This window comes from Flexivirga lutea (assembly GCF_054778955.1).
On sequence record NZ_BAAGZB010000004.1, the window covers coordinates 83,370 to 96,006 of the forward strand.

14 protein-coding genes are annotated in these 12,637 nt (G+C 69.5%); 7 read left to right on the forward strand and 7 right to left on the reverse strand.

What is annotated here, in order from left to right:
• Positions 1–30: 30 nt before the first annotated feature.
• Entirely contained in the window at positions 31–570 is a 540-nt protein-coding gene (locus ACYVBN_RS15125) for a YdbT family protein (protein ID WP_460601244.1), read from the forward strand.
• A gap of 6 nt (positions 571–576) precedes the next feature.
• Here ACYVBN_RS15125 and ACYVBN_RS15130 read toward each other — a convergent pair whose 3' ends face one another.
• Positions 577–1,506 carry a 5'-3' exonuclease gene (locus ACYVBN_RS15130; RefSeq protein ID WP_460601245.1) on the reverse strand — a complete coding sequence of 310 codons (930 nt, stop codon included), beginning with the start codon at positions 1,504–1,506 and terminating at the stop codon, positions 577–579.
• Between the two features lie 33 nt (positions 1,507–1,539).
• Here ACYVBN_RS15130 and ACYVBN_RS15135 point away from each other — a divergent pair, with 33 nt between their 5' ends.
• Positions 1,540–1,983 carry an Lrp/AsnC family transcriptional regulator gene (locus ACYVBN_RS15135; protein ID WP_440283620.1) on the forward strand — a complete coding sequence of 148 codons (444 nt, stop codon included), beginning with the start codon at positions 1,540–1,542 and terminating at the stop codon, positions 1,981–1,983.
• 2 nt (positions 1,984–1,985) lie between these two features.
• Here ACYVBN_RS15135 and ybaK read toward each other — a convergent pair whose 3' ends face one another.
• Positions 1,986–2,492, reverse strand: a complete 507-nt coding sequence (gene ybaK / locus ACYVBN_RS15140; protein ID WP_460601246.1) for an aminoacyl-tRNA deacylase — start codon at positions 2,490–2,492, stop codon at positions 1,986–1,988.
• A gap of 359 nt (positions 2,493–2,851) precedes the next feature.
• Here ybaK and lnt point away from each other — a divergent pair, with 359 nt between their 5' ends.
• The 3 genes from lnt to ACYVBN_RS15155 are packed head-to-tail and all read left to right on the forward strand — an operon-like array spanning position 2,852 to position 5,758.
• Positions 2,852–4,447, forward strand: coding sequence for an apolipoprotein N-acyltransferase (gene lnt, locus ACYVBN_RS15145; RefSeq protein WP_460601247.1), 1,596 nt, complete (start codon positions 2,852–2,854; stop codon positions 4,445–4,447).
• Positions 4,440–5,234, forward strand: coding sequence for a polyprenol monophosphomannose synthase (locus ACYVBN_RS15150; protein WP_440283617.1), 795 nt, complete (start codon positions 4,440–4,442; stop codon positions 5,232–5,234). Before lnt ends, ACYVBN_RS15150 begins: the two co-directional genes overlap by 8 nt.
• The gene (locus ACYVBN_RS15155; RefSeq protein WP_460601248.1) at positions 5,231–5,758 is read left to right on the forward strand and encodes an FxsA family protein; all 528 of its coding nucleotides are present in this window, start codon (positions 5,231–5,233) and stop codon (positions 5,756–5,758) included. The genes ACYVBN_RS15150 and ACYVBN_RS15155 overlap by 4 nt, the downstream gene beginning before the upstream one ends.
• A 96-nt stretch (positions 5,759–5,854) precedes the next feature.
• Here ACYVBN_RS15155 and ACYVBN_RS15160 read toward each other — a convergent pair whose 3' ends face one another.
• The 4 genes from ACYVBN_RS15160 to ACYVBN_RS15175 all read right to left on the reverse strand — a co-directional run bounded on the left by ACYVBN_RS15160 (position 5,855) and on the right by ACYVBN_RS15175 (position 9,573).
• Positions 5,855–6,217, reverse strand: a complete 363-nt coding sequence (locus tag ACYVBN_RS15160) for an RNA polymerase-binding protein RbpA (RefSeq protein WP_440283615.1) — start codon at positions 6,215–6,217, stop codon at positions 5,855–5,857.
• 288 nt (positions 6,218–6,505) lie between these two features.
• Positions 6,506–7,882, reverse strand: a complete 1,377-nt coding sequence (locus ACYVBN_RS15165; RefSeq protein ID WP_460601249.1) for an MFS transporter — start codon at positions 7,880–7,882, stop codon at positions 6,506–6,508.
• Positions 7,883–7,957: 75 nt separating this feature from the next.
• On the reverse strand, positions 7,958–8,953 hold the full coding sequence (locus ACYVBN_RS15170; RefSeq protein WP_460601250.1) for an FAD-dependent oxidoreductase: 996 nt from the start codon (positions 8,951–8,953) through the stop codon (positions 7,958–7,960).
• A complete protein-coding gene (locus tag ACYVBN_RS15175) occupies positions 8,863–9,573 on the reverse strand; it encodes a DsbA family oxidoreductase (RefSeq protein ID WP_460601251.1) in 711 nt (236 codons plus the stop codon). Before ACYVBN_RS15175 ends, ACYVBN_RS15170 begins: the two co-directional genes overlap by 91 nt.
• Before the next feature lie 49 nt (positions 9,574–9,622).
• Here ACYVBN_RS15175 and ACYVBN_RS15180 point away from each other — a divergent pair, with 49 nt between their 5' ends.
• Positions 9,623–10,723, forward strand: coding sequence for a DNA glycosylase AlkZ-like family protein (locus ACYVBN_RS15180; protein ID WP_460601252.1), 1,101 nt, complete (start codon positions 9,623–9,625; stop codon positions 10,721–10,723).
• Between the two features lie 2 nt (positions 10,724–10,725).
• On the opposite strand, the gene ACYVBN_RS15185 is transcribed toward ACYVBN_RS15180, so the two are convergent.
• A complete protein-coding gene (locus ACYVBN_RS15185) occupies positions 10,726–11,277 on the reverse strand; it encodes an NADPH-dependent FMN reductase (RefSeq protein ID WP_460601253.1) in 552 nt (183 codons plus the stop codon).
• A 163-nt stretch (positions 11,278–11,440) separates the two neighbouring features.
• Here ACYVBN_RS15185 and ACYVBN_RS15190 point away from each other — a divergent pair, with 163 nt between their 5' ends.
• Positions 11,441–12,634 carry an ATP-binding protein gene (locus ACYVBN_RS15190; RefSeq protein ID WP_460601254.1) on the forward strand — a complete coding sequence of 398 codons (1,194 nt, stop codon included), beginning with the start codon at positions 11,441–11,443 and terminating at the stop codon, positions 12,632–12,634.
• Positions 12,635–12,637: the final 3 nt, after the last annotated feature.

A 12,637-nucleotide genomic window follows, 5' to 3' on the forward strand; every position in this document is an offset into this window, starting at 1 on the left:
ATCCGTCCCGATTCATGGCAGGATGCCGACATGGCGTTCTCGGCAAAGCACCTGGCACGCGGCGAGCAGATCGTGCTCGAACTGCGCACGCACATCAAGGAGATCTTCTTTCCTCTGCTGATCGGCGTGCTCACGATCGTGGTCGCGCTGGCCGCCTCGATCTGGATCAGCGACAAGGGCTGGTCGGGGTGGGCGACGCTCGCGGTGTGGATCGTCGCGCTGCTCATCCTGTGCATCGTCGTGCTGACCCCGGTGTTGCGCTGGATGACGACGCTCTACGTGATCACCAATCGCCGGCTGATCACCCGACGGGGCATCATCAGCAAGTCGGGGCGTGACATCCCGCTCTACCGGATCAACGACGTGTCCTACGAGAAGTCGTTGCTCGACCGCATTTTCGGTTGCGGGACGCTGATCATCAGCGACGCCAGCGAACAGCGCGGTGTGCCCCTGCACGACGTGCCACACGTGGAAGACGTGCAGGTGCGGCTCAACGAGTTGCTCTACCACCTGGACGACGGTGGCGACGACGACGGCACCTTCCCGCCGAACGAGCCCCGGCGCGGCTGAGCCGGGTCAGATCAGCTGCAAGGCCGTCAGCAGGCGGCTGACCGGCGAGGTGAGGTCGTGCTGCTCGGTCAGCTCCTTCAACCGGCGCGGGTCCGCGATCTGCTGTGGCAGCGCGCCGCTGAAACCCGTGGGCAGCGCAATGTCCTTGACGACCTCCACCACACGGGGCGCGGCGTCCAGGTAGGCTTCGGCGGCCTCCAGCCGCGTGCGCTGAGCACCCTTGAGCAGCGGGTCACCGTCGGCGATGGCGGTCCGCAGAGTGGCCAGATCGCCATACCTGTTGATCAAGGTGGCTGCCGTCTTCTCGCCGATGCCGGTCACTCCGGGCAGACCGTCGCTGGTGTCACCGCGCAGCACCGCCATGTCCGCGTAGGCCGCGCCGGACGGCACCGCGTACTTGCGCTCCAGGAACGCCTCGTCGATGATGTCGGGCTCGCGGACGCCGCCTCGGGCGGTGTAGAGGACCCGCACGCTCTGCGCGTCGTCGACGAGCTGGAACAGGTCGCGGTCACCGGTGACGACGTCGACCTGTGCCCGGCCGTGCGCACCCACTGCGAGGGTGCCGATGACGTCGTCGGCCTCGTAACCGTCCACCCCGAGACGGGCGATCCCGATCGCCGCGAGCACGTCGACGATGACCGGCACCTGCGGAGTGAGCGCCTCCGGCGACTCCTCGACGCCGTCGGTGCCCTCCATCATCCGGTGCGTCTTGTATGACGGGATCGCCTCGACCCGGAACGCCGGTCGCCAGTCGTTGTCCCAGCATGCGACCAGCTCGGTCGGCGCGTGATCGTGCACCAGCGTCGCGATCATGTCCAGGAAACCGCGAATCGCGTTGTTGGGCATGGCGTCCGGCGTCGCACGACGATCCGGCACGCCGTAGAAGGCACGGAAGTAGAGACTCGCGGAGTCCAGCAGCATCAGGCGAGGTTGCATGGCTACATCCTCGCAGAGCCCTACAGTTCGGGCATGGAAGAACTCGACCGGCGGATCGCCCAGTTGCTGTCCCAGGACGGTCGGCTCAGCTACACCGACCTGGGCAAGGCCACGGGTCTGTCGACCTCGGCGGTGCACCAACGCGTGCGCCGGCTGGAGGAGCGCGGGGTCATCCGCGGCTACCGGGCGGTCGTCGACCTCGAGGCCGCCGGCATCCCGATGACGGCACTGATCTCGGTGACGCCCTTCGACCCGTCGGCGCCGGACGACATACCGGACCGGCTGCGGCATCTGAGCGCGATCGAGTCCTGCTTCTCGGTCGCGGGGGATGAGAACTACGTGTTGCAGGTGCGGGTGGCCAACCCGGGCGAACTGGAGGAGTTGCTCGGCGAGATCCGCGCCGCAGCCAGCGCGACCACCCGCACCACGGTGGTGCTGAGCACGCCGTGGGAGGACCGGTCACCGCTGACCGACTGAACTCAACGCGCGATGGCGGCCACGCGCGCCCCGGTCACCCGGACCAGGTCCGCGGGCGCGAGGTCGACGTCCAGACCCCGACGGCCGCCGCTGACCAGGATCGTGACGTGACCAGCTGCCGACGCGTCGACCACGGTCAGCAGCGAGCGCTTCTGCCCGATCGGGCTGATCCCGCCGACCACGTATCCGGTGGTCCGCTGGGCAAGCGCCGGATCGGCCAATACTGCTCTCTTGCAGTCTGTTTCACGAGCGAGCGCCTTCAGGTCCAGCTGTCGATCGACCGGGACGACAGCCACCACCAACCCGTTGTCCTCGGGACGGTCGGTCTGCACGACCAAGGTCTTGAACACGCGATCGGCCGCGACGCCCAGCGCCGCCGCGGCCTCCAGGCCGAACGAGTCGGCGTTGCGATCATGAACGAACTCGTGCACCCGGAACTCGACCCCGAGCTGCCGCAGCGCGACGGTTGCCGGGGTCCCGGACGGGGTAGAAGAACGACGCGCAGGCACTGGTACATCTTCTCGCGCGGCGTGTTGCGCGCGACACGCCGGGTCTGCCTGAAAAAGTTCTGGGAGGGCCGATCGCTCTGACCTGCACAAACGCGCGTTTGTGCAGGTCAGAGCGCTGTTGACAGCGGCTGCCGCACCGGTAAATTCGTGCCCAACGTTCGGAGCTCGTCACGGGCGAGATTGCGAGCTGAGGGTGCGTGGATGGGCCCCTGGTCTAGTAGAAAACGTGCACGCCAGGGGAGACCTGCGTGTATTGGTCCCAACGACGAGGCGGCCCGTCCGCGGCCGAATCACCCACCGCACCTTGCGAGTCGCCAAGTCCTCGTCGCCGGTTGCCGCCGCCCGGTTAGGCTTGCCGAGTGATTGTCCGCCTCGCTCTCGCTGTCGCAGGCGGTCTGTGCCTCTGGTTGTCCTTCCCCGGCCCGGCGATCTGGCCGGCCGCCATCGTCGGTGTCGCGCTGATGGCACTGGCGACCAAGGGCACCCGTGCCCGTGCCGGGTTCCTGCTCGGTCTGGTCGGTGGATTCGCCTGCTTCGGCCCGACGCTGCACTGGGCCGGCACCTACGTCGGTGCGGTGCCGTGGCTGGCGCTGGCGATCACCGAGTCGGTCTATCTGGCCTTGATGGGCGCCGCCTGTTCGCTCGTGCAGTCGGCCCGCCGGTGGGAGCGCCTTCCGCAATGGCTGTCGCCGGCCGACGGCCCGCACGTGCGGCCGCTGGCGATCGCGCTGTTGTGGGTCCTGCAGGAGGCAGTGCGTGACTCGATGCCGTTCGGAGGCTTCCCGTGGGCGCGCCTGGCCTGGTCCACCGCCGGCTCGCCGCTGGCGCACCTCGCCTCGATCGTCGGCGCCCCTGGCCTCACCTTCGTGGTCGCCCTGCTCGGCGGGTGGCTGGCGCTGACCGTCGACCGCGTCCGCCGGGGTATGCCGCCGGCGCGTGCCGTGCTGCCGCGGCTCTGGCCGGTGATCGCGGCGGCCGCCGTGGTCGGCGTCGCGGTTGTCTACCCGACGCCGACGGGCGGCCGGAAGATGCAGGTCCTCGCCATACAGGGCAACGTGCCGACGGCCGGGCTGGAGTTCAACGCGCAGCGCCGCGCGGTGCTGGACAACCACGTCAAGGAGACCGACAAGGCGGCCGCCCGGATCAAGGACGGCACGCTACCCGAGCCGGCCCTGGTGATCTGGCCGGAGAACTCCTCCGACATCGACCCCACCCGCAACGCCGACGCCGGCACCGAGATCGTGCAGACGGTCGACCGCATCGGCGTGCCGCTGATCGTGGGCGCGGTGCTCCAGGAGCCGGCGCCGCAGACCAGCAACACCTCGTTGCTCTACCTGCCGGACAAGGGCATCGTGGACCGCTATGTGAAGCAGCACCCGGTGCCGTTCGCCGAGTACATGCCCTACCGGTCGTTCTTCCGGCACTTCAGCAGTGCCGTCGACCTGGCCGGCAACTTCGCCGCCGGTCACCGGACCGGGCTCTTCCGGGTGCCGACCAAGCACCACGGCACGGTGAAGGTCGCTCCGGTCATCTGCTTCGAGGTCGCCTACGACTCGCTCACCCGCACGCCGGTGCGCGAGGGCGCGCAGCTGCTGGCGGTGCAGACCAACAACGCCACCTTCGGCTACACCGCCGAGTCCGAACAGCAACTGGCCATCTCGCAGGTGCGCGCGATCGAGCTGGGTCGATCGATCGTGCACATCTCGACCGTCGGCGTCAGCGGGCTGATCACTCCCGACGGCGTGGTGCACGACAAGACCGGACTCTTCACGGCGCAAGCGGTCTCGGGTGCGCTGCCGCTGCGGACGGGCGAGACGCTGGCGGTCCGGGTCGGTGCTGTGCCGGAATGGCTCGGTTGCGCCGCCGCCTTGCTACTCTGCGGCGTTGCCTTGGGCGGCAACCGCGCCTCCCGCCGTCGGTCCCTGAGCGTCAAGGAAGTTCACGAGCTTGTCTGAGCAAGACATCCCGCACCGTCCTGTCCTGTCCACGATCCTGGTGCTCGTCCCGACGTACAACGAGCGGGATAACCTCCCGCTGATCCTGCGTCGGATCCGCACGAGCGTGCCCGACGCGGACGTGCTGGTGCTCGACGACAATTCGCCGGACGGGACCGGCGCAGTCGCCGACCGGCTGGCCGCCGGCGACGACCGCATCCGGGTCCTGCACCGCGCCGCGAAAGAAGGACTCGGCAAGGCTTACCTGGCCGGGTTCGACTGGGGTCTGGAGCGTGGCTACGACGCGCTCGTCGAGATCGACGCCGACGGTTCGCACCCGCCGGAAAGACTCCCGGCGATGCTCGCCGCGGCGCGGGAGGCGGACGTGGTGATCGGGTCGCGCTGGGTGCGCGGCGGCAAGGTCGTCAACTGGCCGGTGCACCGCAAGGCGCTCAGCGTCGGCGGCAACATCTACGTCAAGACCCTGCTCGGTATGCCGGTCAAGGACGCCACCGCCGGGTTCCGGGTCTACCGGACCGAGGCGCTGCGCGCGATCGGGCTGCACGACGTGGACTCCTACGGGTACTGCTTCCAGGCAGATCTGACCTGGCGGGCGATCCGGGCCGGGCTGCGGGTGGTGGAGGTGCCGATCACCTTCGTGGAGCGGGAGATCGGCCAGTCGAAGATGAATCCGGACATCGCGCGCGAATCGCTGCTGAACATCAGTCGGTGGGGATGGGAGTATCGGCGCGGTCAGATTCGTTCTATCGGTGAACGTCTCGCGCACCGATCGAAGGACGACAGTTGAGCACTCCCATCGCCGGCACACCGGGGCGGGCGCCCTTCTGGGCCCGCCTGTTGTTCGCCGTGACCCTGTGCATGCCGATCATCGAAGTGGTCGTCATCGTGCTGGTCTGGCACGTCATCGGGTGGTGGACGCTGCTCGCGCTGGCGGCATGCTTCTGCCTGGGCCTGGTGGTCATCAAGCGCGCCTCGGTCGGCGCCGCCCGGGAGATGCGCGCGGCGATGGCCGAACGCCGGCCGCCGGCCCGGGAGGTGGCCGATGCGCCACAGGCACTGGTCGGGGGAGTGCTGCTGCTCATCCCCGGATTCGTCACCTCCCTGCTCGGGATCATCCTGATCCTGCCCGGCATGCGGTCGGTGTCGCGCCGCCTGATGCACCTGGTCGTCGGGCGCCGGATGGCTGCCGGTGGCATCCATGTCGTCGACTACACCGCGACCCGCAGCGATGTGCGCCGTGATGATCCCGAGGTGATCGAGGCGGAGATCATCGAGGGCGACGTCATCGACGAGGAGCGCCGCGACAGATGAGGCGCTGACCGGCGCGTCATACCCGCGCCTGGTGCAGGCACGAAGGAGCCGACCGGAAGATCCGGTCGGCTCCTTGGTGTCTGACGGCGTGACGTCTCAGGCGGTGCGCTTGCGGCGCGGCTTTTCGCCCCGGGAGGCGCGCAGCAGCGTCAGCCGCTCCTGCAGCAGCTCCTCCAGCTCCGGAATGGAGCGGCGCTCCAGCAGCATGTCCCAGTGAGTGCGCTGCGGCTTGACCGGTTTGCGCTCCGGCTCCGGGCCGTCCTGCAGTTTGGCCTCGGCGCCGCAGGTGCCGCACTCCCACAGGCTGGGGACGTCGGCCTCGACGGAGAACGGCAGCTCGCTGACGTGGCCCTGGTCGCACACGTAGCGCACGATCTGGCGCTCACTGAACGCGATGTTGTCCTCGGTCTCCAAGGACAGCGTGCTCAGGTTGGTCCCTCGCAACGAACGCTCTGCCATGTCCACTCACTTCTCTCTCGTATCGAACCGGTCCGAGAACCTGCCCCCCATGGGTCATACCGGTCTCGGCGATCTATGTCGTGCAACGGTCGATCGGGCCGCGGTGTTCCCGAGCGGCAGTGCTCGGAACCGTCCGGACGATCAGGACCTACGTCACTGAAGACGTGCCAGCGCCGCAAAAGGTTGCGCATCCTACGTCTTCGAACGCGTCAGTATGCCGTAAGCCTCGGCAAAAGTCCCATCGGGCGGCGGGCGACCGTGAGCCGGGTCACGTCTGCCGCCAGCTGTTCACACCACTCGCGGCGGCGTGTTGCCGGCGTCGAGGATCCCGTTGCGGACGCGCACGCGGCGCAGCAGGATGGCGCCGACGCCGAAGAAGACGACCAGCGCGACGATCGAGTAGCGATAGTCGCGGAACCACTGGAAGACCAGCCCGAACACCAGGGTGCCCAGCCAGCTGGTGCCGCGCTCCATCGCCTGGTAGAGGCTGAAGTACTCCGACTCACGCCCGGCCGGGATCAGTCCGCTGTACAGCGACCGCGACAAGGACTGGCTGCCACCGAGCACGACACCGATGGCCGCCGCGACCAGCAGCCACAGGACGAGGTTCCTCTCCGGCAGGGCACAGGCGGCACAGACCACTGCCGTCCAGATGAACAGACTGGAGTAAATCATCCGCTGGGCACCGTGCCGTCCCGCGAGCCGGCCGAAGGCCACCGCACCGAAGAACGCGACGAACTGCACGAGCAGGATGGTGATGACCAGTTCGCTCTCGCTGAACCCCAGTTGCTTGTTGCCGTAGAGGCTCGCCGCGGCGATGACGGTCTGCATGCCGTCGTTGTAGAACAGGTAGGCCAGCAGGAAGCGCTTGGTCTGCGGATAGTGCTGCAGCGACGCGAAAGTGGTGCGCAGTTGCCGGAAACCGCCCACCCGGTCCCGCGGCGCGGGCCGCTCCAGACGCGACAGCGCGCGCAGGCCGCGCAACGGGATGATCGCGAACAACGCCCACCAGACACCGGCAACGAGGAAGGCGACCCGGACCGCCCCGGCCTTGTCGAGCCCGACGACGTCGTGCGTGACCAGCAGCACCAGGGTGGCGGCGAGCAGGGAGCCTCCGCCGAGGTAGCCGTAGGCCCACCCGCGCGCCGACACGTAGTCGCGGTCGTCCGGGGGCGTGATCCGCACCATGATCGCGGAGTAGACGATCAGCGCCGCGCCGAGGCACAGGTTGGCCGCGATCGCCAGGATCACGCCGAGCTGCCAGTCGGTGCCGCTGATGGCGACCATCGCCGCGGCCGCGGCCGCACCGGCATACGTGAACCCGGCGAGGTAGCGCAGTGGATGCTGCGACCTGTCCACGACGGCGCCGATGAAGACCAGCACCACGGCGGAGATGACGGTCGAGACCGTCAGCACGTACGGCACGAGCGACCCGGGCGCGACACCGATGCCCAGCACGTCCAGGTTGTGGTCGCACGCCTGGTCGGTCGGCTGACCCGGGCACGCCTGCTTGTTGGCGATCGAGGTGAGGTAGGGCGCGAAGAGCACCGCCGCGGTGACCACCACGTAGGGGGCGGCGGCCCAGTCGTACCAGTACCAGCTGCGTTGCAGGCGCTGCTGCTGCGGGCTGGAGACGTGCGCGATGGGCGTCCGCAGCAGGGTCACGCGCGACACTGTGGCACATCGCCGGCGTCGGTGCGCGGTGAACCGCGGCGTGGCACCCGGGAACCTCGGCTGGGCTCAGACGGCCAGCCCGCTGTGCACCCGCCGCTGCGGGTCGTACGTGCGCCGCACCCTGGCCAGACGGTCCAGGTTGGTGTCGTAGTAACGCCGGGCCGGCTGTCCGGTCTCCAGGTAGTTGACGTAGCCGCCCGCCGAGTACGGCCCGACGGACCGATGGGCCGCGGCCAGCCAATCGCGCGCCGAGGCGTAGGAGCTGTCGCCGACGTACCACTGCACGGACGCGGTGTGGCGACGCCATGGGAACGCCGTGGCGCCGGGTGCGAGGTCGGTGACGGCGCCGGTGAGCGGGTCCAGCAGCGCACTGCCGGGCAGCCCGGCACGGGACCGGGCGGTCACGGCACGGACGACGGCGGCCGCGGCCGCGGCATCGACGTGCACACCCGCCCACCGCGAACGGGCGGTCGTCCGGATCCACCGGGCACAGCCGGTGAGGCGGTCCGCCGTCAGGCCGTGCGCCCGTGACTCCACCCCGAGGCCCCCGCCCAGCGCCAGCCCGGCCGCCCCGACCGTGGGACAGGTCCCGGTCGGTATGCCGCGGCCGCCCGCAGCGAGGTGCTTCTTGACGTCATACAGGGTGGCGCCGGAGGCGACCAGCACGCTGCGGCTGCGCGCGTCGTAGGACACCGAGTGCAACGGCCGCAGGTCGAGGACCAGCGTGCCGTTCGCCGCCGAGGCGCCGACGTACGAATGCCCGCCGGCGCGTGGTGCGACCTGCAGACCGAAGCGCTGGGCGAAACGCATCGCCCGGGCAATGTCGGAGCTGCGCTGCACGACCATCACCGCCGCCGGGCGGTTGGCGTCGAACCGGGTGTCGAACACCCGCTTGGTGCGGGCGTACGGCGCGGTGCCCGGCAGGTCGACCGGTCCCTGCACGGTCCGCGCGAAGGCGATCCAGTCGCGGGTCAGGGCGTGCTGCAGCCGTCGGGTCCGCAGACCGCGCCCGCCGAGCCCTGACCCGCCTGTTGCATCACCAGCGGATGCGCGTCCTGCCACGCCTGCTCCAGCGCCGCGGTGAAGGTCGCGGCCGGTTGGGCCCCGGAGACACCGAACTTCTCGTCGATGACGAAGAACGGCACACCCTGGATGCCGTAGGAACGCGCCTGCGCGAAGTCCTGCTCGACCTCGCTGCGGACCTCCGGGTCGTCCAGGGCCGCACGCACCTCCGCGGCGTCGAGTCCGTGACGCACGCCGAGGTCGACCAGCTGCGCAGGATCGCCGATGTCGACGCCGTGTTCGAAGTGGGCGGACAGCAGCGCCTCCTTCACCGCGTCGGCCACGCCGTGCCGCGCCGCGAGGTGCAGCAGGTGATGTGCGCGCATGCTGTTGGCGACCACCAGGCCGTCGAAGTCGTAGTGCAGGCCCTCGCCGGCGGCCTGCTCGGCGACGTGGGCGAACATCTGCCGCACCTGCTCACGCGGCATGCCCTTGCGCTCGGCGAGGTAGTCGGTCTCCGAGCCGTCATAGTGCTCGGGCAGGGTGGGGTCGAGTTGGTAGCTGTGCCAAGCGATTTCGACGTCGTCGGCGTGCGCGAAGTCGCGCAACCCGGCTTCGAAGCGGCGCTTGCCGATGAAGCACCACGGGCAGGCGATGTCGGACCAGATGTCAACCTTCATGTATGCCGCAACGGCGCCACGGGGGCGCGCATTCCATTACCGTGCGCGGGTGACCATCGTGCGACTGTCCCGCACCGACGCCCGCCGGATCGCGGTGCGCGCGCAGTTGCTCGCGGCGCCGCGCCGGACCGGTCTGCTCGACGTTGTGCGGGCGCTCGGTTCGGTGCAGGTCGATCTCACCAGTGCGGTCGCGCCGAGTCCGGAGCTGGTCTGCTGGAGCCGGCTGGGCTCGGCATACCCGCTGGGCGGAGTCGAGGACCTCTTCGAGGCGCGCGAGGTGGTCGAGTTGCGGGGGCGGATGCTGCCCGCCGAGGACATCCGCCTCTACCGTGCGGAGCTGGCCGGCTGGGGGCGGCGGCCGCGTGTGGAGTGGCAGGAGTTCAGCGCCGAGTGGGTGCAGGCCAACGACCTGTGCCGGCGCGACATCCTGGACCGGCTCGCCGAGGAGGCGCCGCTGCCGGCAGCAGCCTTCGAGGACACCTGCGAAGTGGCCTGGCGTTCCAGCGGCTGGACCAACAATCAGAACGTCGTGCGACTGATCGATTTCATGGAGAGCAGGGGAGAGGTCGCGGTCGCCGCACGCGGCGAGCGGGGCGAACGGTGGTGGGACCTGGCCGAACGCATCTACCCCGAGACCGATGTGGTGCCGGAGGACGACGCCCTCAGGCAGCGCTCACAGCGTGCGTTGGGCGCCCTGGGCATCATGCGACCGAAGGTCTACGACCTGGCCGGCATCCTGCGCAAGGATGTCGAACCGCCCGGGGTGCCGGCCGTCATCGACGGCGTGCGCGGCACCTGGTGCGTGGACCCCGCCCAGCTCGACCGGCCCTTCCGCGGTCGCACCGCGTTGCTCTCGCCACTGGACCAGCTGGTCTTCGACCGCAAGCGGACAGCCGAGATCTTCCAGTTCGACTACCAGCTCGAGATGTACAAACCCAAGGCGAAACGGCGGTGGGGTTACTGGGCGCTGCCGATCCTGCACGGCGACCGGCTGGTCGGGAAGCTCGACACGACCGCCGACCGGTCCCGCGGCCGGCTGGTCGTGCACGCCATACACGAGGACGTGGAGTTCAGCGCCTCGCTGCGATCCGCCGTGGACCGCGAGATACGTGCGCTGGCAACGTTTCTCGGGCTGCGCGAGCAACGCTGAACTCAGGCCGCCTGCAGCCGGTTGGTGAGGGTGACCAGCGCGTCGAGCAGGGCCTTGATCTCGCCCTCCCGGCGGTCCTGCAACTGCAGCCCGTGCTGGTCGAACTCGGTGAACAACTGCAGCGCCACCTGGTGTCGCACGTCGATCATGTGGAAGTTGGCCACGATCTGCCGCCACTGCTCGACCGCCCGTACCCCGCCGTCGGCCCCGTAGGAGACGAACGCGATCGTCTTGCCGGTCCACTCCGGCCCGAGGCTGTCGACGGCGTTCTTCAACGCGCCGGGAACGCCGTGGTTGTACTCCGGGGTGATCATGACGAAGCCGTCGCATGCATCGACGGCCGCACTCCACCGGGTGACCTGGGGGGAGTCGTAGGTGCGGTTGGCCATCGACGGCAGCGTCGCCGAGGTCAGCAGCGGCAGGTGGAACTCGCGCAGGTCCAGCACCTCGAAGTCGGCGCCCCCGGTCTGCGCGGCGTGGCTGCGCACCCATTCGGCGACCAGCTCGCCTTTGCGGCTGTCACGGACAGATCCAAGAATGATTCCGATCTTCACGTCTCCCGATGCTAACGATCCCGCTCGAGCGCCCCGGACACGGTGGTCCGCCGGGCCCGCGTCACGGGCCCGCTCCCGTGCGCCACCGACTGTCGGCCGCAGCCGATACGCTCCTAGACGTTTGCACCGATCCGTATACAACCGTCCCGAGCCGAGGCACTGCATGGCACAACCGAGTCCCTACACGCCGGGTGCGGTGGCACGCGAGATTCCCGGGCGCAGTAGGCAGTTGGCCGCTATCGAGGAACGCCTCGACATGATGACGATGATCGGGCGGATGGTGCCCCGCATCCGCGTCGACCACGGCCCCCGCGGCGTGGGCAAGACGTCGCTGCTGCGGCAGGTGGAGCAGCGTGCGCGGGCCAAGGACGCCGACACGATCTGGGTGACGGCGGGGGAGTCGGCCGGTCTGGTTCCGGCGATCGCCGACGGTGCGGAGCGGCTGGTGCGCCGCTGGCCGGCGAAGATGAAGCAGCGGGTCAGTGAGGCGTTGTCGCACCTGGAGCTCAAGGTCACCGGTGGCGTGCCGGGCGTGGCCAGCATCGAGGCGGGGTGGAGCGCTGCCGGCGGGCGACGCCGCGCGCGTGGTGCGACGCGCGAGTTCGAGGATCTGGTGGTGGCCACGGCGCAGGCGTCGTTGGAGCGCAAGCATGCCGGGCTGGTGCTGCTCATCGACGAGGTGCAGGCTGCCGATCCGGCCAGCCTGCGCACGATCTCCTACGCCTGGCAGCATTTCCAGTCCGAACGACGTGACCTGCCGGTGGCGCTCTTCGCTGCCGGACTGCCCGAGAGCGTCGGTGTCATCAACGCGGCGGTGAGCAACTCCGAGCGGTTCGCCTACCGGCAGTTGAAGGACCTCAGCCCGGACGCGGCGGCGGTGGCGCTGGCCAACCCGGCGCGACAGTTGGGTGTGGGCTGGAGCGCCGCCGCGCTCGACGCCGCCGTCCGGTATGCCGCGGGCTACCCGCACACCGTCCAGCTGATCGGCGAGAACGCCTGGCGGCATGCGGGATTTCCGGACGCCGGGGCGACGATCAGACGCGAGCACGTCGAGGCGGCGGCTGCCGATGTCGAAGAGGACTTGCGGGAGCTCTTCACCGCCCGGCTGTCGAAGGTCACCCGGCAGGTCGAGCTGGATTTCGTGCTGACCATGGCCCGCCTCGGCGACGGCCCGGTCCGCCGCAGCGCGATCGCAACCGCGATGGGCAAACCGTCCGATGCCCTCGGTGTGCCGCGCAGCAGGCTGATCGGAGCCGGCATCATCACCGACAGCAGCCACGGCCACGTGGAGTTCACCGTGCCGGGGTTCGCCGCCTTCGTGCGCGAGGTGCACGATCTGCCCGATCCCGGCGAGTGAGCC

What these genes read in the sequence shown, in the direction of transcription:
- ACYVBN_RS15130 (WP_460601245.1), bottom strand. Translation starts at nt 1,506, where the DNA reads ATGCAACCTCGCCTGATGCTGCTGGACTCCGCGAGTCTCTACTTCCGT.
- ACYVBN_RS15190 (WP_460601254.1), top strand. Translation starts at nt 11,441, where the DNA reads ATGGCACAACCGAGTCCCTACACGCCGGGTGCGGTGGCACGCGAGATT.
- ACYVBN_RS15135 (WP_440283620.1), top strand. Translation starts at nt 1,540, where the DNA reads ATGGAAGAACTCGACCGGCGGATCGCCCAGTTGCTGTCCCAGGACGGT.
- ACYVBN_RS15175 (WP_460601251.1), bottom strand. Translation starts at nt 9,573, where the DNA reads ATGAAGGTTGACATCTGGTCCGACATCGCCTGCCCGTGGTGCTTCATC.
- ACYVBN_RS15125 (WP_460601244.1), top strand. Translation starts at nt 31, where the DNA reads ATGGCGTTCTCGGCAAAGCACCTGGCACGCGGCGAGCAGATCGTGCTC.
- ACYVBN_RS15160 (WP_440283615.1), bottom strand. Translation starts at nt 6,217, where the DNA reads ATGGCAGAGCGTTCGTTGCGAGGGACCAACCTGAGCACGCTGTCCTTG.